Origin of the sequence: Pseudomonas sp. Z1-29, from assembly GCF_051131995.1 — a bacterium.
GTDB lineage: Bacteria > Pseudomonadota > Gammaproteobacteria > Pseudomonadales > Pseudomonadaceae > Aquipseudomonas.
Map to the genome: position 1 here is coordinate 4,519,036 of NZ_CP071645.1, position 24,444 is coordinate 4,543,479.

Annotated in this window: 27 protein-coding genes; 13 read left to right on the plus strand and 14 right to left on the minus strand. The window is 52.9% G+C overall.

Features of this window, described 5'->3' with window-relative positions; all coding sequences use genetic code 11:
- Positions 1-182: 182 nt before the first annotated feature.
- Entirely contained in the window at positions 183-1,022 is an 840-nt protein-coding gene (locus J3P84_RS20540; RefSeq protein ID WP_434577993.1) for an alpha/beta fold hydrolase, read from the minus strand.
- A gap of 186 nt (positions 1,023-1,208) precedes the next feature.
- A complete protein-coding gene (locus J3P84_RS20545; RefSeq protein WP_434625515.1) occupies positions 1,209-2,219 on the minus strand; it encodes a chemotaxis protein CheB in 1,011 nt (336 codons plus the stop codon).
- A 415-nt stretch (positions 2,220-2,634) separates the two neighbouring features.
- On the opposite strand from J3P84_RS20545, the gene J3P84_RS20550 reads away from it, so the two are divergent.
- The 4 genes from J3P84_RS20550 to J3P84_RS20565 all read left to right on the plus strand — a co-directional run bounded on the left by J3P84_RS20550 (position 2,635) and on the right by J3P84_RS20565 (position 4,844).
- Positions 2,635-3,045 carry a response regulator gene (locus J3P84_RS20550; protein ID WP_434577996.1) on the plus strand — a complete coding sequence of 137 codons (411 nt, stop codon included), beginning with the start codon at positions 2,635-2,637 and terminating at the stop codon, positions 3,043-3,045.
- 163 nt (positions 3,046-3,208) lie between these two features.
- Positions 3,209-3,436 carry a DUF6555 family protein gene (locus J3P84_RS20555; RefSeq protein WP_434625517.1) on the plus strand — a complete coding sequence of 76 codons (228 nt, stop codon included), beginning with the start codon at positions 3,209-3,211 and terminating at the stop codon, positions 3,434-3,436.
- Positions 3,437-3,590: 154 nt separating this feature from the next.
- Positions 3,591-4,283 carry a DUF421 domain-containing protein gene (locus tag J3P84_RS20560; protein WP_434577998.1) on the plus strand — a complete coding sequence of 231 codons (693 nt, stop codon included), beginning with the start codon at positions 3,591-3,593 and terminating at the stop codon, positions 4,281-4,283.
- 228 nt (positions 4,284-4,511) lie between these two features.
- The gene (locus tag J3P84_RS20565; RefSeq protein WP_434581271.1) at positions 4,512-4,844 is read left to right on the plus strand and encodes a hypothetical protein; all 333 of its coding nucleotides are present in this window, start codon (positions 4,512-4,514) and stop codon (positions 4,842-4,844) included.
- An 84-nt stretch (positions 4,845-4,928) separates the two neighbouring features.
- On the opposite strand, the gene J3P84_RS20570 is transcribed toward J3P84_RS20565, so the two are convergent.
- Entirely contained in the window at positions 4,929-5,639 is a 711-nt protein-coding gene (locus tag J3P84_RS20570; protein WP_434577999.1) for an SOS response-associated peptidase family protein, read from the minus strand.
- Between the two features lie 98 nt (positions 5,640-5,737).
- Here J3P84_RS20570 and J3P84_RS20575 point away from each other — a divergent pair, with 98 nt between their 5' ends.
- The 5 genes from J3P84_RS20575 (at position 5,738) to J3P84_RS20595 (ending at position 10,177) form a co-directional block, all read left to right on the plus strand.
- The gene (locus J3P84_RS20575) at positions 5,738-6,169 is read left to right on the plus strand and encodes a LexA family protein (protein ID WP_434578001.1); all 432 of its coding nucleotides are present in this window, start codon (positions 5,738-5,740) and stop codon (positions 6,167-6,169) included.
- A complete protein-coding gene (gene umuC, locus J3P84_RS20580; protein WP_434625519.1) occupies positions 6,156-7,436 on the plus strand; it encodes a translesion error-prone DNA polymerase V subunit UmuC in 1,281 nt (426 codons plus the stop codon). The genes J3P84_RS20575 and umuC overlap by 14 nt, the downstream gene beginning before the upstream one ends.
- Positions 7,437-7,693: 257 nt before the next feature.
- Positions 7,694-8,662: a hypothetical protein gene (locus J3P84_RS20585; RefSeq protein WP_434625521.1), complete on the plus strand. Its 969-nt coding sequence runs from the start codon at positions 7,694-7,696 to the stop codon at positions 8,660-8,662.
- Between the two features lie 590 nt (positions 8,663-9,252).
- Positions 9,253-9,561 carry a hypothetical protein gene (locus J3P84_RS20590; protein ID WP_434625523.1) on the plus strand — a complete coding sequence of 103 codons (309 nt, stop codon included), beginning with the start codon at positions 9,253-9,255 and terminating at the stop codon, positions 9,559-9,561.
- A gap of 241 nt (positions 9,562-9,802) precedes the next feature.
- Positions 9,803-10,177: a hypothetical protein gene (locus J3P84_RS20595; RefSeq protein ID WP_434603095.1), complete on the plus strand. Its 375-nt coding sequence runs from the start codon at positions 9,803-9,805 to the stop codon at positions 10,175-10,177.
- 184 nt (positions 10,178-10,361) lie between these two features.
- On the opposite strand, the gene J3P84_RS20600 is transcribed toward J3P84_RS20595, so the two are convergent.
- From J3P84_RS20600 to J3P84_RS20625, 6 genes are all read right to left on the minus strand, one after another.
- The gene (locus J3P84_RS20600) at positions 10,362-11,837 is read right to left on the minus strand and encodes a hypothetical protein (RefSeq protein WP_434625525.1); all 1,476 of its coding nucleotides are present in this window, start codon (positions 11,835-11,837) and stop codon (positions 10,362-10,364) included.
- Positions 11,838-12,063: 226 nt separating this feature from the next.
- Complete coding sequence (locus tag J3P84_RS20605; protein WP_434625527.1) at positions 12,064-12,510, minus strand: GNAT family N-acetyltransferase; 447 nt, start codon at positions 12,508-12,510, stop codon at positions 12,064-12,066.
- A gap of 122 nt (positions 12,511-12,632) precedes the next feature.
- Positions 12,633-13,103, minus strand: a complete 471-nt coding sequence (locus J3P84_RS20610; RefSeq protein ID WP_434625529.1) for a hypothetical protein — start codon at positions 13,101-13,103, stop codon at positions 12,633-12,635.
- A gap of 214 nt (positions 13,104-13,317) precedes the next feature.
- A complete protein-coding gene (locus J3P84_RS20615; protein ID WP_434625531.1) occupies positions 13,318-13,926 on the minus strand; it encodes a hypothetical protein in 609 nt (202 codons plus the stop codon).
- A 131-nt stretch (positions 13,927-14,057) separates the two neighbouring features.
- Positions 14,058-14,459: a GFA family protein gene (locus tag J3P84_RS20620; protein ID WP_434603090.1), complete on the minus strand. Its 402-nt coding sequence runs from the start codon at positions 14,457-14,459 to the stop codon at positions 14,058-14,060.
- A 135-nt stretch (positions 14,460-14,594) separates the two neighbouring features.
- Complete coding sequence (locus J3P84_RS20625) at positions 14,595-15,395, minus strand: GNAT family N-acetyltransferase (RefSeq protein WP_434625533.1); 801 nt, start codon at positions 15,393-15,395, stop codon at positions 14,595-14,597.
- Between the two features lie 267 nt (positions 15,396-15,662).
- On the opposite strand from J3P84_RS20625, the gene J3P84_RS20630 reads away from it, so the two are divergent.
- From J3P84_RS20630 to J3P84_RS20640, 3 genes are all read left to right on the plus strand, one after another.
- Complete coding sequence (locus J3P84_RS20630; RefSeq protein WP_434625535.1) at positions 15,663-16,031, plus strand: hypothetical protein; 369 nt, start codon at positions 15,663-15,665, stop codon at positions 16,029-16,031.
- 74 nt (positions 16,032-16,105) lie between these two features.
- Positions 16,106-16,828: a DUF3800 domain-containing protein gene (locus J3P84_RS20635; protein WP_434625537.1), complete on the plus strand. Its 723-nt coding sequence runs from the start codon at positions 16,106-16,108 to the stop codon at positions 16,826-16,828.
- Positions 16,779-17,258, plus strand: a complete 480-nt coding sequence (locus J3P84_RS20640; RefSeq protein ID WP_434625539.1) for a hypothetical protein — start codon at positions 16,779-16,781, stop codon at positions 17,256-17,258. The genes J3P84_RS20635 and J3P84_RS20640 overlap by 50 nt, the downstream gene beginning before the upstream one ends.
- Before the next feature lie 235 nt (positions 17,259-17,493).
- Here J3P84_RS20640 and J3P84_RS20645 read toward each other — a convergent pair whose 3' ends face one another.
- The 4 genes from J3P84_RS20645 to J3P84_RS20660 all read right to left on the minus strand — a co-directional run bounded on the left by J3P84_RS20645 (position 17,494) and on the right by J3P84_RS20660 (position 19,183).
- A complete protein-coding gene (locus J3P84_RS20645) occupies positions 17,494-17,760 on the minus strand; it encodes a hypothetical protein (protein ID WP_434625541.1) in 267 nt (88 codons plus the stop codon).
- A 64-nt stretch (positions 17,761-17,824) separates the two neighbouring features.
- Positions 17,825-18,208 (minus strand): hypothetical protein, encoded by a 384-nt coding sequence (locus J3P84_RS20650; protein WP_400632578.1) that lies wholly within the window; start codon positions 18,206-18,208, stop codon positions 17,825-17,827.
- Between the two features lie 90 nt (positions 18,209-18,298).
- Positions 18,299-18,745: a hypothetical protein gene (locus tag J3P84_RS20655; RefSeq protein ID WP_434625543.1), complete on the minus strand. Its 447-nt coding sequence runs from the start codon at positions 18,743-18,745 to the stop codon at positions 18,299-18,301.
- A gap of 54 nt (positions 18,746-18,799) precedes the next feature.
- Complete coding sequence (locus J3P84_RS20660; RefSeq protein WP_434631451.1) at positions 18,800-19,183, minus strand: DUF6957 family protein; 384 nt, start codon at positions 19,181-19,183, stop codon at positions 18,800-18,802.
- Positions 19,184-19,435: 252 nt separating this feature from the next.
- Here J3P84_RS20660 and J3P84_RS20665 point away from each other — a divergent pair, with 252 nt between their 5' ends.
- Entirely contained in the window at positions 19,436-19,933 is a 498-nt protein-coding gene (locus J3P84_RS20665; protein WP_434625545.1) for a helix-turn-helix domain-containing protein, read from the plus strand.
- Between the two features lie 551 nt (positions 19,934-20,484).
- Here the strand turns inward: J3P84_RS20665 and J3P84_RS20670 are convergent.
- A complete protein-coding gene (locus J3P84_RS20670) occupies positions 20,485-24,270 on the minus strand; it encodes a beta strand repeat-containing protein (protein ID WP_434625547.1) in 3,786 nt (1,261 codons plus the stop codon).
- Positions 24,271-24,444 lie beyond the last annotated feature (174 nt).

Consider the following 24,444-nt stretch of genomic DNA (forward strand, 5'->3'; position numbering starts at 1 on the left):
ACCTCTGACGTGGAGATCAATACCTGTCAGGTTGACCATAGGAGAACCGAAGAGTTTGAACGGATTGGCGGCATTCTGGATGCTTACGGAGACCCCCTTGAGTTTTCTAGGGACGTGGGGGAAATGCCCGAAGCAGGAGCTGTAGCCGCTACACAGCAGGAAGAGCTTTAGCATGGCAAGGGTTAAACAGTCTTGGCTCGCTGCAAGCGTTGCTTACCGGCGCGGTTAGCAATCTCCGGCGCTGAGCCTTCACCGTTCTGTTCCCGGTAAAGAAAGTCGCGTATCAAAACAGCAGTTCGCCTGGCACTGGTCACTACGAAAAAATGCCCCTCGCCCTTGAGCACGCGCAGTTCGGCTTGTGGAATTGAGCGTCGCAGGATATGCGCGTTATAAGGCTGTACCAGGGTGTCACGGTCGCCGATCAGAATAAGCGTGCGCGAGCGCAGGCGGAATAACCGCAGCAGACTTGTCCAGCCTACCAAAGCGGCTAGCTGGTGATGATAGGTTCGCGGGCGTACGGTGAGCATTCGCTTTACAACACCGAAACGCAGCAGGGCCTGTGTCGAATTGGCTGAACCATCTCGTGCGGGCTGTTTGTCGCCTGCGTTCCCTCTAAAAAATTCCAGGATGTCGGCGGGCTTTACCAGTAGCACCGGGCCCGCAGAGGTCGCCGCTAGGATCAGCCTTCGTACCATGGTGGGATGACGAAGAGCCAACTCTTGCGCCAATGCCCCGCCCCAGCTCACGCCGAATACGTCAACATGGTCGATGCTCAGTTGCTTGAGCATTTCGGCGATCAGATCGGCATGACTTGGCAAACGCATCGGCCAGCGGGGCATCTGCGATTTGCCGACACCAGGCACGTCCAACGTGATCGTTGTGTAGTCGCCTAGTTCGTTGCGCAAAGCATCGAAGGTTTTGATCAAACCTCCCAGACCATTGAGTAGAATTAACGGAGGGCCTTGCCCGGCGATTGAAACATTCACCTGCAAGTCTTTAACGGTCATCATTCGGCTAGGCATGGGCTACCTCCCTCACTCGTGAAGCCGTGTAGATGAGCTGTTATAGGCGCTCTAGCACAGGCAGTCCTCATAACAACTCGGTTTTTTCCGGCCATAGACAGCCTGATAGAGCCTCAAATTATCTTGTGGACATCCTTACCGGAGCCGCACGCGTTACTGGACGGCGCAACCCGATTCGGCGCGTGTTCAACCGGCACGTAACGATGAAACCAATGCTTGGAGAGTCGCCTTGTGGCTTTCGAGTCCCTCACTTGCAAGCTCATATTCTGGTAACGCACCGATGCGCCCGCCATCTTTGCTGCTCTGCATGAGGCGACCAAGGAGCAATTGTTTTTCATGCAAGGCTCTAATGGCCACCCAGAGTGCTTCCTCAATCGTTTCATCCTGCCCATGAAATAATGCGGCGGCGGTATAGGCATGGCCTGTATGGCAGCGAAACCGTAGAGAGGAAGCGTTCACCTCCCACAGAGCGCCTCCGCATTCAGGACAAGACAGGCCTGCGACTTGGCCGATCTCATTCAGCGCATAAAGGCCACCCTTGCTGGAATTCTCAGTCAGGTCATTTTCCGTAGCGAATGGCTCGATACGTTTTGACTCAGAAGGCGCCGTGGCCTCCGCTGTGCGTTGATTGATGACCTGTACGAGCCTCTCACTCAACTCAGCGACCGGCAGGCATCCGTCCACAACCACATGACGCAGAGCGTTCGTCGGCATTGAGGGCGCTTCGGCAGTCTTAGGATCTTGTACGAAAGCCAGTCCGCCATAGGCCTTTATCGCCTGAAGCCCAACTACACCGTCATCAAGCTCGCCGGTCATCAACACCCCTATGGCACTACTTCCGTAGCTGATGGCAGCCGATCTAAACATCGGATCAATTGCAGGTCGCGAGTGGTTTTCCTTGGCGCTCCGAACGACCTGAATAGCTCCTTTTTTGACAAGCAGATGTTTGTCCGGAGGCGCTATGTATACACGACCCGTCTGTACCTGTTCTTCATTCACAGCGAAGGCGACGGGCAATGGGCTCGTTTGGGCAAGAAGGTTAGGGAGAGCACTAGGTTGGTCTCCGATGTGCATCGTGACAAAGACAGCCGCATTTAAATCAGACGGAAGCTCGGCAAAAAACTCACGCAATGCAGCGAGACCGCCGCTGGAAGTACCGATGACGATGACTTGGTGGTTGTGGCTTTCTTGCTGCATGAATCAATCCTAGGTTGCTAGCTGTTGCATGCTCCAATTTGACTCAACTGCCCCAGCTACTTTGCGAAGGAGTGCTTGTCTGTGTCTCGATGATGCGTTGACCGGCTTCATAGTTTCGATAGATACCTCGGGGGGAAGGTTCGAAAAAATGCGCACTGCTTGATCTAGATCATGGGATTGCTGAGCAGCATCCTTAGCCCTAGGCGCACAATTGGATCTGAATTCGGTGCCCACTCAGGCGACTAGAAAATCGAGGCGCCAAGCTCTCGTTCAATACGCTGCGAGGACGTCTGTAGGGGCACGACCTGAGTCGAGTGTCCCGTGTGCTCCAAGCGCTTCCACCGCACACCCGCTATTTATGCTTACACTCATGCAACCGTTCCGTTTGTTTGGTCGGCTTTGAGAGGAGGATTGTTTGAACGTAAATTGGGAAGGATTGCTGCCGATTCGCGGCGAGGTCATCGTGATTGAGGACGACCCAACTCTGCAGTCGCTCATGACCGATATCATGGATGAGATTGGCGCTAGGACTGTCTCGTTCGCTACGGCGGATGATGCCTTGACCTACCTGCTCGGAGCACATGGTCAATGCGCCATAGTGATTGCCGATTATGGCGTCCCCGGACAAGTCCAAGGCATCGAGTTCATAGAGATGGTCAAAGGCAGGTGGCCTCACATCGCTGCGATACTTACCTCGGGTTATCTGATCGAGAGCACCGAAGTGCCAGCTCAAACTATTTACCTGCACAAACCTTGGTCACTTGATGAATTGGTGACGGCAGTGGCGGAGCTTTTGCAGCCCGATAAACCGATTAGCAAACGCTGAACCAGGCTCGAAATCGTAAGGCTAGGCAGGACATGGTTGGTGCTCAGCCCGCTAGGTCTGCAACACTACTGCTCATGAAGCCAATTCGGAGCTGAAGTCCCTGAATTTTTTGAATTTTTCCGCGCCCGATGACTCCGTTAACAATGCGCAGACGGAGTAAGTCATGGAAAACAATCTATTCGTCATCAACTACAAGCTTCATGGTGTGCCGAAGTCCTTCATCATCCGTAGCAAAGCGATGCAAAACGCTGATGCCTGGCACTGGGCTAGTTGCGATGCGGGCGCAGCCCCCATTCCCAGGCCTGGACGCCCGCCACTGAAGATGGTGTCCAAACCTCAAGCCGAAAAATACGGCATTACCGATTTCACCTGGCGAGCCAGCTCAACGTAGCAGTGCGTGATATGGCGCCAGCCTTTGATAAAGCCGCTACGCGTCGCAGCCCCACCGCAAAGTTCGATTCCCCGCTGAATACTCTGGTACCAGCTTTTGGAATCAAATGTTGAATCGATCCGTCGACTATTCTCACAATAAAATCGAGGTCACGATGTCGCCTTTTGATATCCAGCGGATGCTCATAGACGAATTTCCCTTAACGTTTTTGCTGGAGGTGGGTTTCCGGGCCACCTTCGCTTTTCTCGCAGTGTTTCTTTTTTTGAAATCCAGCGGTCGACGAGGGATCAGACAGCTTTCACTTTTTGAGCTGGTCGTGATTTTGACATTGGGCTCCGCCGCAGGAGATGTGTCCTTCTACCATGACGTTCCGCTGCTGCCGGTCGCCGTAGTATTTCTCACGCTCCTGCTTCTCTACCGGCTTACTGTCTTAGTGATGACCAAGAGCAAAAGATTCGAAGCCTGGATGGATGGGCTTCCGGTAACCGTCATCCGTGACGGTCTCTATGAGCTCAAGTCTTTAGAAACGCTGAACATCTCATCCAACGAATTGTTGATGGAGTTACGACAGCAAGGGGTGGAACATCTCGGACAAGTAAGGCTCGGTCTCGTTGAGACCGACGGCGACATCAGCCTTTATTTTTTCGAACAAAAAGATTTGCGCCCTGGGCTGTCCGTCCTACCATTAGAGCATCGTGCCGAGTTTGAAACTGCGCCTGCGTCGGCTCTGTATTGCTGCGTAAATTGCGGTTTCTCTCAGCAAATTGCGGAGGCCCAGCGGGCTGATTGTTCTCGGTGTAGTCATGACATCTGGTCAATTGCGCTCACAACACCGCGCTGTCGGTGACGACGCCCTCGGTTGGGCTACCGGGCACAGTGATGCTGTACGCCCGGTACGCCAGTGACCCAGCGGACGGGCTCATTACATTACTGTCTAAGGGGCAACTTTCGCGAGCCTGGAGGGGGTCTTGTCTTGAAATTGACCTGGGCAAGCGAAATCTCCTTCCGCTCCATAGCCCATCCTGATGTAAGCCTTCCTAAACTTGAGCTAATTGCTGCTCCATCGAGACGTTTTATGAAAGCTGATTTCACTGAAGAAGAAATGCGCCGAGCTTTGTTCGGTACGGCTAAGCCCGAAGAGGTTCTTGCACCTCCAGCACCGGAACCTGTGGCAGAAGTCGTCATCACCAAGCCGATAGCTGTATCTGCAGCCAAGAAGAAGCCGGCGAAACCGTTCACGCCTAGGCTCAGGGTCACGCTTCGGGTTGGAAACGAATTCGAGGGGACGATGCACGAGCTGATCCATGAGGCCGACACGCTGAGTTCGTTGCTTGCTGAGCAAGATGCTGTGAGGGCTGCCAGGCAGAAGTACAGGTACGTGGAAGTGGTATCGGTTAAATCGATGTAACAAACGCGGCTGGGCTAATGAGGTAGCTGTCGATGTGCCTATACAGAACGTGAGGCCTCTGCAGGGCTACGGTGTCGCGTCTGCTCAATCATCGACATCAGAGGCCAAGGAAAGCGGCTGAATCAGATGCGAGCCCTGATTCCGAACATTTCCGACATCCTTACCAACCTTGTACCAATGAAAATCTGTAGCGGGCCTGCATTGCTCCATCGCTAGTTCACGAGCTCGCTCAGGTGAGGTATCCGGGTCGATCCATTCACGCGCATGCTCCGGCGATAAGACTAAGGGCTTGCGGTCGTGGATATCGACCATGCCTTCATCACTCGCGGCGGTAATGATGACAAAGCCGTCGCGATCATCCGGCTCCATACCTTCGCGCACCTCGGCCAGCCCTGCGAAGAACATCGGAATTTGCTCTTTCAGAGTAATGAAATACGGCTGCTTTTTCTTCGGATCTTCTTCGTCCTTTACCCATTCGAACCAGCCATTCGCCGGAGCAAGCACGCGTCCGTTTGGCCAGAGCTGATTGAAAAACTTACCGGTGATGACGGTCTCGACTCTGGCGTTTATCGGGTCGGGACGCTTACCCTTCGCCCAGAAGGGCGACCATCCCCATTTGACCTTGTCGACACTCAACCCCTCTCCCCCTGGCCGAATGATCTCTACCCGCGTCGCCGGCGCGACGTTGTATCGCTCAATGGGCCAAAGGTCATAGCCATTGATCACTAGCTGCTTTGGCGCAAGCTCCTTGAGGTAGTGATCCATCGATTCGTAGATCGAGTAGCGTCCGCACATGCTGTCACCCGTCGAATTGTCGTGCTTATGAGATTGACCGCAAGCGAACCAAATCGTTAACTGTATACATATACAGTTTCCACTCTAAGGTTTGCATCATGAGCATCACCATTCTGGGCCCGCTGGCTACCGGCGGCGAGAAGCTGCCTCTGTACTCATTCAAGGTGCCTGCAGGCTTCCCTTCGCCCGCTGCTGATCACATCGAAAAGCACATTTCTCTAGATGAGCTCTTCGATATACGAGCTCCCCACGTCTACCTCGTGAGGATTGATGGCGACAGCATGCAGGGCGCGGGGATCTATTCGGGGGATATGGTGGTGGTTGATCGAAGCATAGATCCGATCAGTGGGGACATCGTCATAGCTGCCCTTAACTCTGAGCCATTGCTCAAGCGTCTGCATTTGCGCGACAACGCAGTAATACTTCTGTCGGAAAATCCCAAGTATCCGGCAAGGCACGTGATGGAAGGCGACGAACTCATGATTTGGGGTGTAGTGAAATACAGCGTCCGCGATCATGACAACACCTGAACCTGTCTTCGCCCTGATTGACTGCAACTCGTTTTACGCAAGCTGCGAGCGAGTCTTTAGACCCGACCTCGCTAAGACACCTATCGTGGTGCTGTCCAACAACGACGGCTGTGTGATTGCGCGTAGCTACGATGCAAAGCCTTTCGTGAAAATGGGTCAGCCGTACTTCCAGATCAAAGACCATCTCCGCCGGCATGGTGTTGTAGCGTTCAGCAGTAACTACGCGCTATACGGCGACATGAGCGAGCGCGTCATGACTATCATCGAATCGATGGTGCCAGCGCTTGAGGTCTACAGCATTGACGAAGCGTTTGCCGATCTGACTGGCGTGCCGGGTGACTTATCTGCTTTTGGCCGAAAAATGCGATCCGCGCTTTTTAAGCGAACGGGCATTCCAGTCGGGGTGGGGATCGCTCACACCAAGACCTTGGCCAAGCTGGCGAACCATACAGCCAAGCGGCTACTGGATATTACCGGTGGTGTGGTGGATCTGTGCGATCCGTTCAAACGGGACTGGACGTTGCGCAACACCGATGTCGGCGAGGTCTGGGGTATCGGGAGGCGCATGAAGGCTCACCTGGAAACGATGGGCATCAAGACCGCAATGGACTTGGCAAAAGCCGACCCCTGGGTGCTTCGCCAGAAATTCAGCGTGGTGATCGAGAAGACGGCTCGCGAACTCGCCGGCACTTCATGTCTCGAACTGGGCGAAGCTGACCCGCCGAAGCAGGAGATTTGCTGTAGCAGGATGTTCGGCACGCGGCTCACCGAGATTGAGTCCATCAAGGAAGCTGTCGCTACCTACACGCAACGCGCGGCGGAAAAGCTTCGAGCACAAAACTCGCTATGCAAGAAGATCCGCGTGAGCATTAGGACAGGAATGTTTAATCCCGAGGAAGCGAAGTATGCGAACGGCGCCTTGGTGGAATTGCCGTATCCCACCAACGACGTGCGGCTGATGACCAAAGCTGCTACGGAAGCGGTCAATCGCCTCTTCCGTCCGGGCTACAAGTACAGCAAGGCGGAGATTCTCCTGATGGATTTGCGACAGCCAGGCGAATTTACTGATGATCTCTTTGCGCATTCGCAGCCTGTGATCGCGGACAAAGTGATGGGGGTGCTGGATGAGATCAACAGCCGGTGGGGAAAGGGAGTGCTTCGATTAGCCAGCGTGCCGGCGACACCTGGTTGGGCAATGCGTCGGGAGCTGATGAGTCAGAGCTACACGACGAAACTAGATCAGTTGTGGACGGTGAGAGCCAAGTAGCAACGACGCGATGGACATCTTCCGCCCTAAAAACGAGGCGCTTGAACCGCTGCTTACGGCCAGGAGCGGACATTCGTTTTTCTGACTGCCGTGAGGGCTGCATTACAGATTCACCCAGAACGGCCAGGCCCAAATTAACAGGTAGGCCTGCTTTCGCGCGTGACTCAAAAAACTCTCCGATTCCGCTGACCAGATGGTGTTTTAACGTCTTCGCAAGGGTACTGTGAGCGGGATTTTCACTCGCTGAAGGAAGGGATATGAAAGTAGGGATTGCTGCGGCATTGATGAGTGCCACGATCGCTGTCTACGCAGACGATTTGGAGTCGTTCAAGTTCGACTCCGCACCAACGGCTGTTCAGGCAGGTGCTCCGCCGAGCTGCGGCTTTGAAAGCTTCAAGGCCCCAGCAGGGCTAACAGTCTATGCGGCGGGCGCCTATTCCGGGCGTGAGGTGCCCTTTCAGATTGACCAGAGCGGCCATCAGGCCACCCAATTCGACATTGCTGTCAACAGCCCTGACAAACCTGTGGCGTTAATACTCGGCGCCTATGAGCCGACGGTGTGGAATATCGGCTGGACTCAGGGCACTAACATCGTCGCTGTCTACGTGTCTGGCTATCACCGCCAAGCAGTGGCCGGACTCGATTCCAAGATACCCATTCTCAACAGCAGCTACCACAACAAAGGAGCATGCGGTTCTTCCTACGTGACCGCAGAAGCTAACGAATACCTGAATCCCTTATCCCGAAAATTGTTCGGTCAGCCCGTGACGATGGTTTATCCCGGCGACCAATCTGGCAAAATTTCGGTTGGTTTGCCCTTCGGCGCGGACGCGAGGCTCGTCACGTCTTCAACGGTGAGCCCCGAGTCCCTGCGCGATAAACAGGCGCCGCTGGCCGGCCAGGCGGGCATCGACGTAGCAGTGAAAAACGGCTCGCTACGGGCTGCCACAAGTGCTGATGCTCAGGCTTGGATTGATGCCAAGGTAGCGAGTAGCCCCAGGCGCGATGTTCCTCCCGTAGCCGGAGCAGTTGCAACGCGCCCGTCGCCGAGCGTTTACAAGGCCTACGTGATATTGAAAGCCTTCACCTTCCCGGCCGGATTGTACGGCGGCAACGCGGTCACGTTTTACGTACCCAAGGGCGTCCCCCTACCGAGCGGCCAACCGGGACATTCCGCAGTTTATGATTTTAATTCCCTGCGTTGCGAGGGCGCAATGTGTCGGTAGAATTGAGTCTTGCAGACGTTTACCTGGCTAATGGATCTTAACCGAATGCTTGGCGGTGAACCGCAAACGGCTGGCGCCTCAAACCTGTAGGCGTGCGGCAACATGTCCTGCACGTATCGGGCAGTAGTAACTGCCCGATCTCATTCGATTACTGAGTTAACATACGCAATCGCCTTACCCAGATAGTCAGTGAGATGTAAGCATCCAGCAAGTCACTTGTTCGATCCAAGTTATAGAGATAATGGTGTCAGATCAGGGCGCGATATCGTGTCTCAAGCAACGGCGCTAGGATGGTGTGTCGCTCGAATGGGTGCAAGGGTGTAGGCGACCAAGCCGATGAGCAGCCCTCTAAATGCTGGCTGTACGAAAGGATACAATCGACCCAAAGCGGACATTGCCTGTAGCTGAAGTTGACCGACCATGAATCCGTATTGCAGCATGGAACTGACGTGTGGCAGCGCTGTGCGGCCACTCTGTAAGCGCTATCTTCGCACCTAACCGGAAGAAGCTCATGATCATGGTGTTACCGAAGAACGAACTCAAGGAACTGTCGGTGAAAGCGGAAGCAGACGGTTTAACGCTGAGTGATCTTGTCCCCATTTGCGAAATGGTTCGCCGTTGCACCGCATGATGTGCTGAACGAGCTGTCCGTCGCGGTTGCGGAAGGCTATCTACAAGGATCTCTGCTCTATGATTTTTGCAACGGCGTTATGAACGGCATCATAACTGCTGTGGTTGAAGTAGGCATGACTAACGACATGCCTCAGCCCGCTTTCTCGCTTTACCAAGCATTCGATCAAGGTGAATGGTTCCGCAGTAACGACCCACCGGAAACTGACCCCAGTGAGAAATACACGAAGCCGGTGGTAGAGGAAATAATGCGTACCCTTAGAGACTAGCTTTCACTGATCGAGAGGTTTTCGCTCTTCGGCTGGAGGGTAGTGATCGAACGCCGCTTTTGGCCGAAAGCTGCCGATTACCGGTGGCAACAGCTCGGATGGTGTAGTTCCCAAAGTAAATATCGGATCGCCTCGGAAGGGGAATATACAGAAAAATCCTCAAGGGACTGACACTCGGCGCCGATACCATCCTCATATTAATAACGCTCGATGGCCCAAGCCGTAAGCCCAAGGAAGCTCCATGCGCAAAACCCACCTCATTGCCGCTCTCATTTCCGTAATCCTTGCCGGATGTGCCTCAGCACCCTCTACGTCAACGGCCAAGATCGACTACAACCGCCAAAGCTACGATGGTACAAGATTCGAGAAACCGGGAGTGGATGTCTCCTCCCAGCAAGCCACCTTTAAAGCCGACATCGATAGCTGCGAAGCCGATGCCAGCCGAAACTATCAGGAGTCCATCGCTCGCAGTGCCCAACTGTCGCAACTGTACGGCCAAGCGCTGAGTCCTCAAGTATTTGCAAAAATGAAACGCCTTCAGGTAAGCGTGTGCATGGCGGGTGATAAAGCATCGTCGAGTAAGGGTAAGGGATGGACAGCTGTCCAGCCGGGTTAAAAGCGAGCACTGCCTCCGAGTCGGCATCATCGCGAGTGGTATTTAATTGTTGGCGCGAGTGGCAGCCATCGGCCAAAAGCTGTCGCTCCCCAGCACCTAAAATCGATGGTGCTGCAGCCACTGCCCCCCAGCACTTAAATGTAAGTTCGGAGGTTTACTGCTTGATCGACATTATGAATTAAACTTACTTTGCATTATGGAAAAGATTAATATAAATTGGATTTTTACTTCTACCGGAATCTGTCCAATCAACATTGAGCAGTGATAAAGCAATTTGCACCAGCACGAAGACAAATACCATTATCGAGTAGCGCCGCATCCAAATTAAACTTTTTACTTGCAGTTTTCCATTATTCAAGTCCCTACGCCTTTCTACGTCCTTTCGAAATGAAGAGACATGGGAGCGAATACCAGCTATTCGATTGCGCGTAAATTTTCGATATTTTTCTTCACACCAATGTAACCCCTCTTCAACAGCAGTCAATCTTTCCTCAATTACGTTCAGCTCTAGTCCTGCGTCCAGTAATTTTTTTAGATCGCGCTCTTCTTTTCTATTGCCACCTAGGAAAACAGGACTTACCTTGCTTGTGCACTTTTTGAATCGTGAATATATTTCTGTCAGGATTGCTATATAGCTATAATTGTCACTCACTCCAATGAGCTTAAAATTATAACGATGGAAGCTTTCAGTTTCCAAGGTTACTTGGCTCTTCAAAAAAATTGCATCTAGTCCAAATTGACTCGGGACGTAGTTTTCTATGTACTCTTCTGATGATTCTTCACTCAGCGGACTTGTCAGAAACAGGCCTCTATCGCGTTCAATTACTACAATAGAGGTGCTGGCCTTCTCGTTTTCCAATGATGGAGAATCCTCAAAATAAGAACCTACATCCTCTCTGAAAAAATCGGCAACCTTCGAAAACTCATCAGCCTTTCTTTTTATGCCCCAAACTTCCAGCAGCGCTTGAATCGCTTGCTTAGCCTCAACTACTACTTCATTTGCCTTGCTATACAAAAAATCTTCAATTACAGATCGTCTGTCGTGATGCTCAGTTATTGCAAATTTTGGGGAGAACGGGTTGAAAGATTGAAATACTTCATATCGCTTAACATGGCGAACGTCAACATCAGAAACTAGCGAGTTAACAGACTCATCGAAGCTCACGTAAAGAGAAATATAGCAAGCCCCATTTCTTAACCTCAGAAGAGTTATATAACAGCTTTTAGGTAGTTGAGCCGCGATACTTACGCATCCAACCGAAAACATTGTTGCGCGATCAAAAGACACTAAACCTAGATTAATGTAACTGGCACCAATTAAATCTTTACTTTTTATCACCTTTTCGTGCATTGAACTGTAATTTCCTCCTGCGCGCGGCTGTCCACTCATCCACCTGTGAACTTTATCTAAATCCTCACGCCCAATTTCTGCAACAAAGCTTATACCTTTCCAAGAAACTTCACCTTCAAACATACTGGCAGTTAGAATGCGATTTTCTTTGCTATGAATCTCTCGCATTACCTCGCTGTCCTGCTCGCCATAATCCTTTCCAATAAACCGCAAAAGGCTAGGCGCGAGCCACGGGAACCTCAAAGAAAATATCAAAATCCAGCGCGTCAGCTTTATTTTCATCGCAAGCACGACCAGTTTGTCCTTCAATACAGTTCTCCTTAATTATCACACGCATCATTCTCTCCTTCCGGCCGACCGAATCCCCGCAGTCAGAACAATCTGTTTACTAATCGATTACTTTCACGTGTAGATAGTAGACAATTCAGCTTGGATGGTGAGCACTTTACGAAGACATGAGCAGCAGGTCTACTGTTTGCTTTTTGGCCGTTAGCTGTCGCTTGGGAACGCCCGCTATTGGCCGAAAGCTCCCGGGTCAGGGGTTGACCAGCTCCATGATGTGGGTGGCATGGGCGTCTTCTGTTCGCATGAAGCCGCAGCGCAGGTAAAACGCATCGCCTGCAGAAGTATCGATAGAAAGACGCACCTTCTGAAAGTGAAGAGCGGCGTGTGCAACCAACGCCTTTACCAGCGCGTGACCGACATGTTGATTTCTTGCCGCAGGCGCCACGTACACTCGCCGTAGCCTTGCGGTATTGGTCTGATTAAAGGGATCAACTGATAGCCCTCCGATTCCTATCAATTGCTGGTTCGAATACGCTGCCATGAGACATTCACCGGGCGCGTTGAAGCGATTCTTTCCTGAATGCCATTCCGAAATCAGGCGCGTCAGAAATCTGAACCCTTCTGCAATTGCCTCTTTCTCCAAAGTAAGAACTTCCGCCGGCAGGTGAGTGATGTGTTGAATTTCTATTGGTTTCATTCATCGTCCCTGATTAGGTGTGAATCCTTTTTGGCTGATCGAGGGCGCGTTGGGCGCGTACTGTGAGCGATGCGAGTGGCAGATGCAGACCCAAGGCGGGCATCCACTCGTGACTATTGGGATCATGCGCCCACGTCATTTATCAGTTTTCGCCAGGCATCGCTTGCCTTCTGCTCCGAGGTAAAGACTTGTACTTTTGGATGCCAGAACTGCCCCTCAATTATGATGCATTCTAGGGTAGAGTCCTGAAACGTGAAGACATAATGGATGGCATCTTTTAGAAACCGCTGTCTATCGTGTAGCGGATGAATGGCGTTTCTCTGCTCAAGCTCTGCTAGCCAAGGCGAATTATCTATTCGATGAATTTGGTAATGCTTGAGGCCAAGTCCAATAAGCGGATGACCGCCCAAAGCTTCGTCGTTTGGTGAGCCGAACTGAATTTTTTTAACTAGGGGAAAATGGATTACAGCTATTTCTTCCCCAGCGGTGCAATACCGTAAACATAGCTGCATGTCCGTGGCAAACACGATGGGTTCGGGCGACGTACTTGGCTGTGGCCAGGAGTCAAGCAGCACTACGGTTGCGAATGACATAGGGAAGTCTAGTGAAGAATAGGGGGCAAAACAGAGTGCGAGAGCGACGCGTTGTCGTCAAACGTTTCTGATCGCGATGGGCTACTTCTGGCCAAAAGCTGCCTTTTCTCAAGGGCAGTTTTCGACCCATTGCGGTCACTCGATCTGAGGCGATGAGCTGATGGCTTATACCAGTGAACTCTGAAGGCGACTGGATTGGACGAGATGATTTCTATCATTTAGTGGGGGGTGTTTCTGGAGCGGGCATGTCGAGTATTGATCGAATAAATGTGTCATCAGACCCGCCTTGAAGGGCATATATGTACCAACTGCCTAAAACTTTTCTATAGCCAACATGCAGGCCTATGACTTCGCCATCATCTCGTTCAACTAGATAGTTTCTATTCTCGAATACTCCGGCTCGTTTAACACTTGGGATGATGTGAACTTTGTACACGGAGTGCCCATCCAGCCAAGCCAGGTAGGCCTCTTGGCTTTTGGTTATTATTGTGGTTTCGTTTTTTTGCCACTTGTCGAAGTGACCGATAAACGCCTTGTCCCAGCAGTTGTTCTCAAAACGTGTCTCTATGCATTTTACATAGCTACTTTCCAAGGAATCTATGTTTGCTATCCGTGAGTTGGCGTAGGCCGTGGAGGTGGTTCCCAGCGCCATCGCAATGACCAAAATAAGGTTTTGCTTCATGTGTTGTTGCTCCTTACCCCAAAGCTCAATTTGAAAAACCATAATCCAATGATAACCCCGCTCCGAGTCAAAGATATCTGGGCCACCCGGCTCAGGCACCAGTTCGCAGAGCAATGAGAAGTCTGCCAGGGTGGAGGTCATGAGCCTGCCTTTGAGAGAAATTGGATGGCTAGTAATTTCGCACGCTCGGGAGATAGATGAATAGCGAGATTGAAGGGCCGCTTTTGGCCGTTTTCTGCCTATCGTGACCAGCTGAGATTGACTCAAAGCAGTCAGCCGACCTGGAAGCATAATTGGGATGGCGTGTACCAGTGGACTGCGGAGTCGACATGAACGTGTTTTTGCTTTTCAGGCATGAAGGGCGTGTCGAGCGTGCCCAGTGCTATCGAAATCCAGTCGGCAAACTCGCCTTGAGATCGTGACCAGAACAATGTCGAGCCACAATGCGTGCAGAATTCGCGCAACACTGTCTCTGAGGATGTATAGATTTTGATGCTGGTGGCGCCGAAAAGTATCCGTAGTGCGTTACGGGGAACGCTGCCGTACGAAGCGAATGCTGCCCCGTGACCTTTGCGGCATTGGCGACAATGACAATGGCTCACTGCTTTCGGTGTGGCGGATAGCTCGTAGCTGACGGCTGCGCATAAGCAGCGTCCTTGGTACACCTCTGTCATACGCTTTTCCAGTCATGCGAAAAACGTCAGCGTAACCGTCCCACTCTAACCAGTCGACTGACAGTTTCTGGCCGACTCCCGCCCATCGTGACGGCAGAGGTCGGCCAATAGCAGATGCTCCTTCATCGGCATACATCAACTATCTGCTAAGCGATATAGCGCTTGAAAGTGAGATGTCGCAAGCCCCGTGCGCTGCAAGTTACGGCGACTTTGCGAACTGGGAAGCGCAGTTGCGGCGATCACCAAACTGCCGTAATTCTTTGCTTGCTCTATGCGATGAGATATCAGGGCTCCATGATAGCCTAAGCCTCGTGCATCTTTTCGGGTGGCAGCCGTCCCGAGGTATGCAACTCCATTACAGGCGAGGTACATCAACGCTCCTGCAACTACATGTCCATCAGCTTTAAGGACGTAAATTTTCAGACGATCATTAGACAGTAGCCCTGCAAAACAGGCCTGGCTCAACTGACGATGCTCTGGCTTGGTATGAAATCCACCCGCATGAACAGCTGCGAACGCAGGAAGAGTGTGTGAGGTGGCTTCTTCGATCTCAAACGAGTGGTGGCTCAAGACTACGTCCTTGATGGCGCACGCGAGCTGCAGGTGCGTCCAACCTCTCAAGCGTTCTAGTCGCCTCCCGTCCACAGAAGCGAACTGCTCCAAGGACGAAGGCTTTCCAATGAGAGGCGTCACGGTTGAATATTCTGCTGAGTTCTTGAGCAAGCTCAAAAGTGGCTGGGGGCTACTGGTGATGTCGCCGTAGATGCGATTGAACATCGGGCTAGGCGACGCATTCACTTGAAAGCATGGAAAAGCTTCGTTGAAAAACACGCGAGCACCGAAAGGGTTTCCACTCACCCGCGACAAGCCCTCAACGCGGGAGCACAAATACTCGGCTTCTGCAGCCTCGATTGCGTGGGCCATTCCAACATCCATGTGCGTAATCCCTATCGAGTGGTTCCAAGGAAGGTAGCGATAAATCAGATAATACGCACCTGCAAAGCACCTGCGCGTAGGTAGTACGTTTGCTTGATCGCATTAGATCTCAATGATCGGAGCTTTTTCTCCGGTCATCTGGGACACGAGCATTATATCGATGCGTAGTGCCCTGTCGGGCGAGTAGGAGCGCGGAAGATCGAGATGACGATGGCTTTTAGCCTGGCTGCCAGCTAGATTTGGAGCTTTCTAGAATCAAGGAAGGATATGAAAAAGCTCATCGCAGTTATCGGGATGTGCGTCGCACTGGGCGGTTGCGCTACGTCTCACTACACCGCAGGCCGAGACTTCCCTTCGGCCAGTGTCGCGAGCATCACCAAAGGCAAAACCACCACCTCTGAGCTGAAGTCGCTGTTTGGTGAGCCCTACGCCAAGAGCGCAGTCAGCGAGACTGACGAGAAGTGGATCTATACCTACACCAATGGCTCAGCCCATGCCCAAAGCTACGTGGTCACCATGAAGGTGACGACTACGGGCACTCAGAAAACACTCGACGTCTTGATCCGAAATGACGTGGTCATCAACTACACGTTCAGCGAAGGCCCCGCTCCAGGCAGCACCACTGCGACGAACTAAGTTCGCCACCTTGCCATTGGGCGACCCACCGCGCTCAGTACGTTGTTGATGGAGCAAGCTCATGGACAGAACATATGCTTTCGGATGAGTCCGGGAATCCCGACCTTGATACGTCAAAGGGAGGAAGCTCGGGCTTCTTCATCGTGTGCTCCATTCTGGTGGCAGAGAAAGATCTGGAAGCTGCTTATGCTCAAGCTGAAGCACTCCGCACGCGTCATTTTCAAACAGGCGAGATCAAATCTAGCAATCTGAAGCCCAAAGATTCAGATCGCCGTGCCCGAATCCTCAACGAGCTAGCTGAGCTGCCATTCAAGCTCTATTTCACCGTCGTTGATAAGTCCCGAATTCACAAAGACGGCGGCCTCCGTATCAAGACCTCGTTCATAAAATACGTGAACGGGTTGCTCTATGAACGTTTGTTTCGCGCATACCCTGACCTCCAGATGATCGTAGACGAGCATGGTGGCCAGGAATTTCAGGAGAGCCTCAAAAGCTACGTTGCAGAACGATTCGTGGACGACCTATTTGGCGATAAGGATGCCTTCCAGACGATGGCCAGTAAGGACAACGTTTTGGTTCAGGTTGCAGATTTGTTTGCTGGATCAGTCGCTCAGATCTACGAGGAGAAAGCTTCGGAAGAAGCAGTTCTTGCCTACAAAAAGATCCTACGCAACCTGACTATTGGAATGCTTGAGTGGCCATCCAAGTACCAGTCTCTTCTGCCACCGCCGGCGGATGAATCTGGTTATGCAGACTACCAGGTACACCGAGAAGCTCTCCGCCAGGCTGATCGTTAGCGAGCGGGCTGGTGAACACCCTGATGAGGATGAGCGTCTGCAATTGAGTATCCTGCGATTCTTAAGATTTCAAAGCGAATTCGTCACCAAGGATTACGTGCTGACTACGGAGATCATGGCCCATCTAAAAGACAGCGGATTGGGAGAGGTCAACGGCCAGAGAATCCGATCCAGTGGCATTGCCATGCTGCGGGATGCGGACGTCATCATCACAAGCGCAGCCAAAGGCTACAAGATTCCTCAAACACGGGCAGACATTAACGAATTTCTTGAGAGAGCGTCAGGCATTGTTGTTTCTCTACTGGAACGGGTCAAAAAGGCTCGAGAGGTATATCGGCTGAGTAGTCGAGGAGAATATGACATCGTCTCTGCCACCCTTACTGAGCTAGCTAGGCTGCTTGCCGCGCTTGAGGCATTTGCGGATGACTGAGATCCAGAAAAAGAACTGAACATTACGAACCTGCAATACTCGGTAGTATAGGCAAGCGGAGCGCGCAGCCCTTCAGCCGAAGACGTGAAGATGGAAGCCCGCTAGGGCCAAGCCACGCAGAGGCTTGGTATACGACAGCCGCCCCCGAAGGGGCACGCAAGGAACCCTCGGCAAGCGACTCAACGCCCATTTGTAGCGATCGAGGCTTATCAAAAACGCCCAATCAAAAGTCCTTCTACTCTTCCGTCAGTTCGACTCCACCTAATGACCCCAAGTGAATTCGTCGACAAGGTAGCTCTACAAGGAAACCTTGCTCAACAAGCATCCGAGGAACCTCCCAAAGCACTCCGGTTACTTCCCAAGTTTCTGCAGCAGCAGATACGGCCTTGGCAACGCATGCACCAAGGTCGAAATCTTGAGTCGCTACAAACGGCCCTTCCCGGCTGTAAGACTCAAAGATACCGGACGCCACTGTGACGACCTCGCCTTTCTTCAGGAGCATGAAGCCACCTTGATCTCAAACTCACAACAGTAGGCCGAGAGATCCCCTCGCTCCCGTTGAAATATCACTGCAAGATCCGAGGGGTCGGATGGTACTGCCCCTTAGTAGTACGCAAAAAATCACGCAAGCTGGCGCGGCCATTTTGGCGCTGAAAAGTCGCTAAGACATAACGGCTATTCTCGGTCGTCATTACCCAGAACCGACCCTCGCGCTCGACTTTCAGCACATCTGAAGTACGGATCAGGTGGCCATCGCCAAACCGCCCATACTGGTCTTTCCGCTTGTGGCCAAACACCACACCGATGCCTGCGCGCGCCCTTATGGATACACCACATAGGTACGCGGTAACCGGTAAGTCGAAGCCCTGCTCTTGCGCTTTTATGATTCGCAAGAGGTCGAAATCTGTATGGCGCTTTCCGTGGAAATTTACATCTATCGTGTCGAGCATCACTGCCCTCCGGCTGCGTTCTGTATGGAGATATCAGGAATTGCACACGCAACCAGGCGCGTTGGTATCGTGGAGGATTACTGGTAAATTTCAGGCTGATCGAATCATGCTTGAGAGAAAGACAGGCCTTACGTTCGCCAGCGCTTCGATCTGGAAATCTGGTTGGTGCGAGGTGTGATAAACCTCGCCCTCACCCATCTCTAGGACGCAAACCTCAGCGCCAATTCTGTCCTCGCCTACGCTCAACCTGGTCAATCGCCCCATTTGCCAGCCAGTGGTCTTATTCATCCAGGACGGCGTCACAGCCATGACTTCGGTGATACTTAAGTCGGGGCCTTGGCTCACCAGAATTTCTTGAAGCTGACGCGTGTCGTCAATCATCACAGCACACTCGCTGAGCCGACCTTCGTTTTCGACGCTGAGGGTCAAGTGGTACCAAGGAGTTCGGAGCAGCCTTGCCACTCCACGCCAGTTGGATACACCCTCGCCAAACATTCCTGGGATGCCTATCAGGTCGTTGTCTAAGGTTCTGAACATGTGTCGCCTCAAGCTGCTGGAGCACGTCAGTTGCCCAGCAGAACCGGTTGGTAATCAGAAAAGGGAAAATATCGCTTCGATAGAAGCAGACTTACGATGGCCTGGGCCGAGCAAGACGTATACGGAGTTGCGTGTTTCGAATAGGTAGCCTTCTTTGAAAGCGGTGCCCATGCTTGAGCGCACCCAATGACCTGGTTCGAAACGCCTCTGCTCGTCATCCACCACTTTGTGGGCAAACATAAACATTGGCTGGCAACCGGCAGCGATTACTTTGGCTCGCTCCGCGTCAGTGACTATGGCGTCTAGGATTGTCCATTCCTCTACGGCGCAGAGAGGCATCCATTTGTAGCGCTTTCTGGCAGCGGCCATCGCGTCTTCGAGGCTATATTCTGAGCCAACTATAGAGATTCCAGGATCTCCCAAAAGCCCCACATCCATCACTCCAACCAAGTGCTACCTCCGAAATCATCTACGAGTAGTACGCTTGCTCACCAGAGGCTTGCTGAAAAGTCAGCGTGCTGGTCTTCATGCCCAGCGAAACGCTCTCATCTAATTCCCATAAATTGCCAAAACGAGCTTACGGAAGCTTCGCTATGGGCCGTCCCCGTCAGCTTTATGCGCAATACTACCTCATTATGGTATTTAACGGAAACCCTCCTGTGTGGCTATATCCTGACTTTTGAGTGAGCCATGCAGCTTAGAATCGCACTCGCAGGCGCAATCCGAGCCCTGCGCCTGCAGCGTCAGCTTCGACACGAAGATCTTTCTGACGCCTCCGCGAAATCCAAACTCAGCGCCCTCGAACGAGGCGATACAAGTATCACCCTTGAGAAGTTCGAGAGCCTTGCTGAGGGCCTTCGAATAGACCCTCTAGCCCTCCTGGCTCTATGCATGTCCAAACGGCTAAACACTCCCTATCCCGTTCTCATGGAGACTGCTCTAAAGCAGCTTCGAGCCTTTGAAAAAGAAGGAGGTCTGGGGATTCTTGCTGAACAGCTTTCTGATGGAGAAGTCGCCCATCGTAAGCCTGGCAAGCCCCAGAATAAGGGAAGCGAAAACGTCGTTCGCGAGCTAAAGGCGGCAGGGATGAATCAATCGCAGATTGCACGCGAGACCGGCTTAGCTCTATCGACTGTCCATCGATATTGGAAGAGGATCAATGCTACTGATCCTAGAGCGGATGAATGAGGCGGATGAAGAAGGTTTCTGCAAGTGGTTCGGGCCACGTGCGGTTAGTTGATATGCCTTGGGATATGCGAGGAGTCTGCCAAGCCGAAAGCTCCTGTATGAGGCTTGGAGGATCATGAGGGGGCGACGGAAGGTCTCCGTTTCAAAAGTCACAATGTGAGTCAAGACGGATTTAAGGAATCACAACCCTACAGCCAACGACTCCAGGTGGGTGAGCCGCTCGCGCACCTACACACCTACACAACATTTACACTTCGTTGTCCATTAAGGGTTCGATTCCCTTCACCCGCTCCAATCGAATTCTGGTCCCGCGTCGTGATGGTTTTGACGGGGGACAAAAAAACCGGCTCCTGGTGGCCGGTTTTTTTTGGTCTGGGGTTTGTGACGGGGCACTCGCTCCGCGATTGTCTTTTTCTCTAAGGAGCCAGGTGAAAATCTTTGCCCGGTTCAAGCAGTACCGGGCAAAGGGCGACACACTAAAGACTATTACGAAAGCATATGCATTTTCCTGCCGTCACCAATATGTAGCGGCAGGAACGCTGCCTTGGCTGTCAGGAAAACATATCATTGGCAAATGTGTTGATGCCCACCAGACTGATGAGCTGCATATCAGCTGTCTGGATCTGTTCGATGGTGTCGTAACCTGCATACCAATCCTTCAGGCGCACACCTTCTTGCGGTGCCTGTCCCGGAGTGAAACTTGATCGGTGCAGATAGAGGTCATCACCGATGCGATCAGCCAACAGTTCAGAGCTATCGATGTAGGACAAAACCAATTTGTCACCGCTGCTGATACCGTCGTCCTGAATCGTCACTAACTTTGGAGTATCGATGGTGTAGATATCCTCACCCTCACCGCCGTTAGCAAAACCGCCGGTCTGCAATATCAGCCTGTCATCCCCCTGACCTCCTGACAGTGAAAAGCCCACGCCTCTACCGGTCAGCAGGTCGTTGCCTTCCCCACCGTCAGCCATGCCATGTATCACAGTGATAGTGTCATTTCCGGCCTCACCGTAGGCTTGAGTCCCCTCGTCGCTCGCAGTCGTGACGATGGTGTCGTTACCGCCGCCACCGTACAGGATGTCTGCCTGCGGCCCGTTCGCCGAGCTATCGACGCTGAAAGGTCCTATCCAAGAAGTCAGCCCACCATAGAGGAAATCATTGCCGTCACCGCCGTCGATGACGTCGTTGCCCAATCCACCCTCCAGATAATTAACACCCGTGTCTCCAACCAGGACATCGTTGAAATGACTGCCCAACACATGTTCGATGTTAAGCAATACATCACCTTCGGCATCGCCACCTTGATTGATTTGCGTCTGCAAGTTGATCGAGATGCCTGTTGTACTTGTAATGTAAAAAGCACTGTCCAGACCTACCCGGCCATCGATTACATCTGCCCCGGCTCCACCAATGAAGATATCCTTCAGACCCGAGCCCGATAGCGTGTCGTCAAAATTGCTGCCTTGAAACATTTCAATGTTGGCGTAGGTCTGACCAGCAGCCGCCCCTATGTTCGTGCCGTTCGTCAGGTCGATCGTCACCGCGCTGTCAGACTGTTCATAAGTGACCAGATCGATGCCAGCCGCGCCATCGTGCGCCACGGGCGAACTACCACCGTAGAAAATGTCGTTGAAATTCGATCCTCTGATCGCCTCGATACCGGTGTAGGTATCACCCGCCGCGATCCCGGAATGCACGCCCGTCTTGAGGTTGATGGCCATGGCTGCTTTGCTGTCGAGATAGCTCGCTATGTCATAGCCAGCACCGCCTATGAGCTGATCCGCTCCCGCGCCACCGTACAGTGTGTCGTTACCCGAACCGCCGGTAATGATGTTGTCGCTGTCGTTGCCATAACCGGTAAATGCACCAGTGCCGACGTAGGTCAGGCGCTCGACGTTGGCCGCCAGGACCGTGCCGTTGGCATTGATCACCGACACGCGGACTTCATCGTTGCCGCCACCGGCCTGTTCGATGATGTAGGGGGTCAGCCCCAGATTGATGTTGTATATATCGTCGCCAGCTCCCCCTTCCAGCTGTACCGTTGGGATTACGGTGTATGGGCCAGCGGAGAGCACGTCGTTGAAGGCAGAGCCTATGACGGTTTCGATATTCCCTAAAATGATGCCTTCGGCATCTCCGCCCGTGCCTGCGGTTCCCCACCCATTACGGATATCGACGCTTACCCCGGCAGTAGAGCCCGAGTAGTCGACCGTATCGATCCCGGCACCGCCGTCGAGTTGCATACCGCTGCCATCGCCAACGAACGTGTCGTTGAAATTCGATCCCCTGATCACCTCGATACCGGTGTAGGTATCGCCTGCCGCGATCGCGGAATGCACATCCGTCTTGAGATTGATGGTCACAGCTTCATTGCTGTCGGTATAACCCGCTACGTCAGTGCCAGCACCACCGATGAACTGATCCGCGCCCGCGCCTCCGTATAATGTGTCGTTACCCGAACCGCCGATTAACTGATCTACTCCCCCACCACCGTAAAGTGTGTCGTTACCCGAACCACCGGTAATGACGTTGTCGCTGTCGTTGCCGTAACCGGTAAATGCACCAGTGCCGACGTAGGTCAGGCGTTCGACGTTCGCCGCCAGGACCGTGCCGTTGGCATTGATTACCGACACGCGGACTTCATCGTTGCCACCACCGGCCTGTTCGATGATGTAGGGGGTCAGCCCCAGATTGATGTTGTAGATATCGTCGCCAGCCCCCCCTTTTAGCTGTACCGTTGGGATTACGGTGTACGGGCCAGCGGAGAGCACGTCGTTGAAGGCAGAGCCTATGACGGTTTCGATATTCCCTAAAATGATGCCTTCGGCATCTCCGCCCGTGCCTGCGGTTCCCCACCCATTACGGATATCGACGTTTACCCCGGCAGTCGAGCCCGAGTAGTCGACCGTATCGATCCCGGCACCGCCGTCGAGTTGCATACCGCTGCCATCGCCAACGAACGTGTCGTTGAAATTCGATCCCCTGATCACCTCGATACCGGTGTACGTATCGCCTGCCGCGATCGCTGAATGCACACCCGTCTTGAGATTGATGGTCACGGCTTGCTTGCTGTCGGTATATCCCGCTATGTCATAGCCGGCACCACCGATGAACTGGTCCGCTCCCGCACCACCGAACAAGGTGTCGTTACCCGAACCGCCGGTAATGACGTTGTCGCTGTCGTTGCCGTAACCGGTGAATGCACCGGTGCCGACGTAGGTCAAGCGCTCGACGTTCGCCGCCAGGACCGTGCCGTTGGCATTGATCACCGACACGCGGACTTCATCGTTGCCGCCACCGGCCTGTTCGATGATGTAGGGGGTCAGCCCCAGATTGATGTTGTAGATGTCGTCGCCAGCCCCCCCTTCCAGCCGTACCGTGGGGATTACGGTGTACGGGCCAGCGGAGAGCACGTCGTTGAAGGCAGAGCCTATGACGGTTTCGATATTCGCCAAAATGATGCCTTCGGCATCTCCGCCCGTGCCTGCGGTTCCCCACCCATTACGGATATCGACGTTTACCCCGGCAGTCGAGCCCGAGTAATCGATCACGTCGATCCCGGCGCCGCCGTCGAGTCGTATACCGCTGCCATCGCCAACGAACGTGTCGTTGAAATTCGATCCTCTGATCACCTCGATACCGGTGTAGGTATCACCTGCCGCGATCCCGGAATGCACGCCCGTCTTGAGATTGATGTTCACAGCTTGCTTGCTGTCGGTATAACCCGCTATGTCATAGCCGGCACCGCCGATGAACTGGTCCGCTCCCGCGCCACCGAACAAGGTGTCGTTACCCGAACCGCCGGTAATGACGTTGTCGCTGTCGTTGCCGTAACCGGTGAATGCGCCGGTGCCGACGTAGGTCAGGCGCTCGACGTTCGCCGCCAGGACCGTGCCGTTGGCATTGATCACCGACACGCGGACTTCATCGTTGCCGCCACCGGCCTGTTCGATGATGTAGGGGGTCAGCCCCAGATTGATGTTGTAGATATCGTCGCCAGCTCCCCCTTCCAGCTGTACCGTTGGGATTACGGTGTACGGACCAGAGGAAAGCACGTCATTGAAGGCAGAGCCTATGACAGTTTCGATACCAATGAGCGTATCTCCCTCTGCATCGCCACCTCGTCCAACAAGTCCAGTGCCCTGACGCAAATCTATACTGATACCTTCAGTAGATGCCGAATAGTCGACAGTATCTAAACCCGCACCGCCATCGATTTTGTCTGCGCCAGCAGTCCCCTTGATGACATCGTTGCCACCCAGAGCGTTGATCTCATCGTCCCCTGCGGTGCCAATCAGTGCATCTGCGCCAGCTGTTCCATTAATGACTGCCATTTTTCTTCCTTGCTTTAAGGATGGTAGAGGAGGTTTTCGTAAATCAGTGTGTGTTCACAAAACTGAAGCATGAATCCCGGCGGTGTTTTTCGGCTGCGGCCAGTGAAGCTTGAGCGGAGATTCGTCTGGAGAATGAGCAATTAAAGTTTCATCTATTAAATTTCAGGCACGACA

Excerpts from the sequence above, each read along its gene's own strand:
- J3P84_RS20540 (WP_434577993.1), bottom strand. The coding sequence starts at position 1,022 with ATGCCTAGCCGAATGATGACCGTTAAAGACTTGCAGGTGAATGTTTCA.
- J3P84_RS20545 (WP_434625515.1), bottom strand. The coding sequence starts at position 2,219 with ATGCAGCAAGAAAGCCACAACCACCAAGTCATCGTCATCGGTACTTCC.
- J3P84_RS20555 (WP_434625517.1), top strand. The coding sequence starts at position 3,209 with ATGGAAAACAATCTATTCGTCATCAACTACAAGCTTCATGGTGTGCCG.
- J3P84_RS20560 (WP_434577998.1), top strand. The coding sequence starts at position 3,591 with ATGTCGCCTTTTGATATCCAGCGGATGCTCATAGACGAATTTCCCTTA.
- J3P84_RS20565 (WP_434581271.1), top strand. The coding sequence starts at position 4,512 with ATGAAAGCTGATTTCACTGAAGAAGAAATGCGCCGAGCTTTGTTCGGT.
- J3P84_RS20570 (WP_434577999.1), bottom strand. The coding sequence starts at position 5,639 with ATGTGCGGACGCTACTCGATCTACGAATCGATGGATCACTACCTCAAG.
- J3P84_RS20575 (WP_434578001.1), top strand. The coding sequence starts at position 5,738 with ATGAGCATCACCATTCTGGGCCCGCTGGCTACCGGCGGCGAGAAGCTG.
- umuC (WP_434625519.1), top strand. The coding sequence starts at position 6,156 with ATGACAACACCTGAACCTGTCTTCGCCCTGATTGACTGCAACTCGTTT.
- J3P84_RS20585 (WP_434625521.1), top strand. The coding sequence starts at position 7,694 with ATGAAAGTAGGGATTGCTGCGGCATTGATGAGTGCCACGATCGCTGTC.
- J3P84_RS20595 (WP_434603095.1), top strand. The coding sequence starts at position 9,803 with ATGCGCAAAACCCACCTCATTGCCGCTCTCATTTCCGTAATCCTTGCC.
- J3P84_RS20605 (WP_434625527.1), bottom strand. The coding sequence starts at position 12,510 with ATGAAACCAATAGAAATTCAACACATCACTCACCTGCCGGCGGAAGTT.
- J3P84_RS20610 (WP_434625529.1), bottom strand. The coding sequence starts at position 13,103 with ATGTCATTCGCAACCGTAGTGCTGCTTGACTCCTGGCCACAGCCAAGT.
- J3P84_RS20615 (WP_434625531.1), bottom strand. The coding sequence starts at position 13,926 with ATGACCTCCACCCTGGCAGACTTCTCATTGCTCTGCGAACTGGTGCCT.
- J3P84_RS20620 (WP_434603090.1), bottom strand. The coding sequence starts at position 14,459 with ATGACAGAGGTGTACCAAGGACGCTGCTTATGCGCAGCCGTCAGCTAC.
- J3P84_RS20625 (WP_434625533.1), bottom strand. The coding sequence starts at position 15,395 with ATGGATGTTGGAATGGCCCACGCAATCGAGGCTGCAGAAGCCGAGTAT.
- J3P84_RS20630 (WP_434625535.1), top strand. The coding sequence starts at position 15,663 with ATGAAAAAGCTCATCGCAGTTATCGGGATGTGCGTCGCACTGGGCGGT.
- J3P84_RS20635 (WP_434625537.1), top strand. The coding sequence starts at position 16,106 with ATGCTTTCGGATGAGTCCGGGAATCCCGACCTTGATACGTCAAAGGGA.
- J3P84_RS20640 (WP_434625539.1), top strand. The coding sequence starts at position 16,779 with ATGCAGACTACCAGGTACACCGAGAAGCTCTCCGCCAGGCTGATCGTT.
- J3P84_RS20645 (WP_434625541.1), bottom strand. The coding sequence starts at position 17,760 with ATGCTCCTGAAGAAAGGCGAGGTCGTCACAGTGGCGTCCGGTATCTTT.
- J3P84_RS20650 (WP_400632578.1), bottom strand. The coding sequence starts at position 18,208 with ATGCTCGACACGATAGATGTAAATTTCCACGGAAAGCGCCATACAGAT.
- J3P84_RS20655 (WP_434625543.1), bottom strand. The coding sequence starts at position 18,745 with ATGTTCAGAACCTTAGACAACGACCTGATAGGCATCCCAGGAATGTTT.
- J3P84_RS20660 (WP_434631451.1), bottom strand. The coding sequence starts at position 19,183 with ATGGATGTGGGGCTTTTGGGAGATCCTGGAATCTCTATAGTTGGCTCA.
- J3P84_RS20665 (WP_434625545.1), top strand. The coding sequence starts at position 19,436 with ATGCAGCTTAGAATCGCACTCGCAGGCGCAATCCGAGCCCTGCGCCTG.
- J3P84_RS20670 (WP_434625547.1), bottom strand. The coding sequence starts at position 24,270 with ATGGCAGTCATTAATGGAACAGCTGGCGCAGATGCACTGATTGGCACC.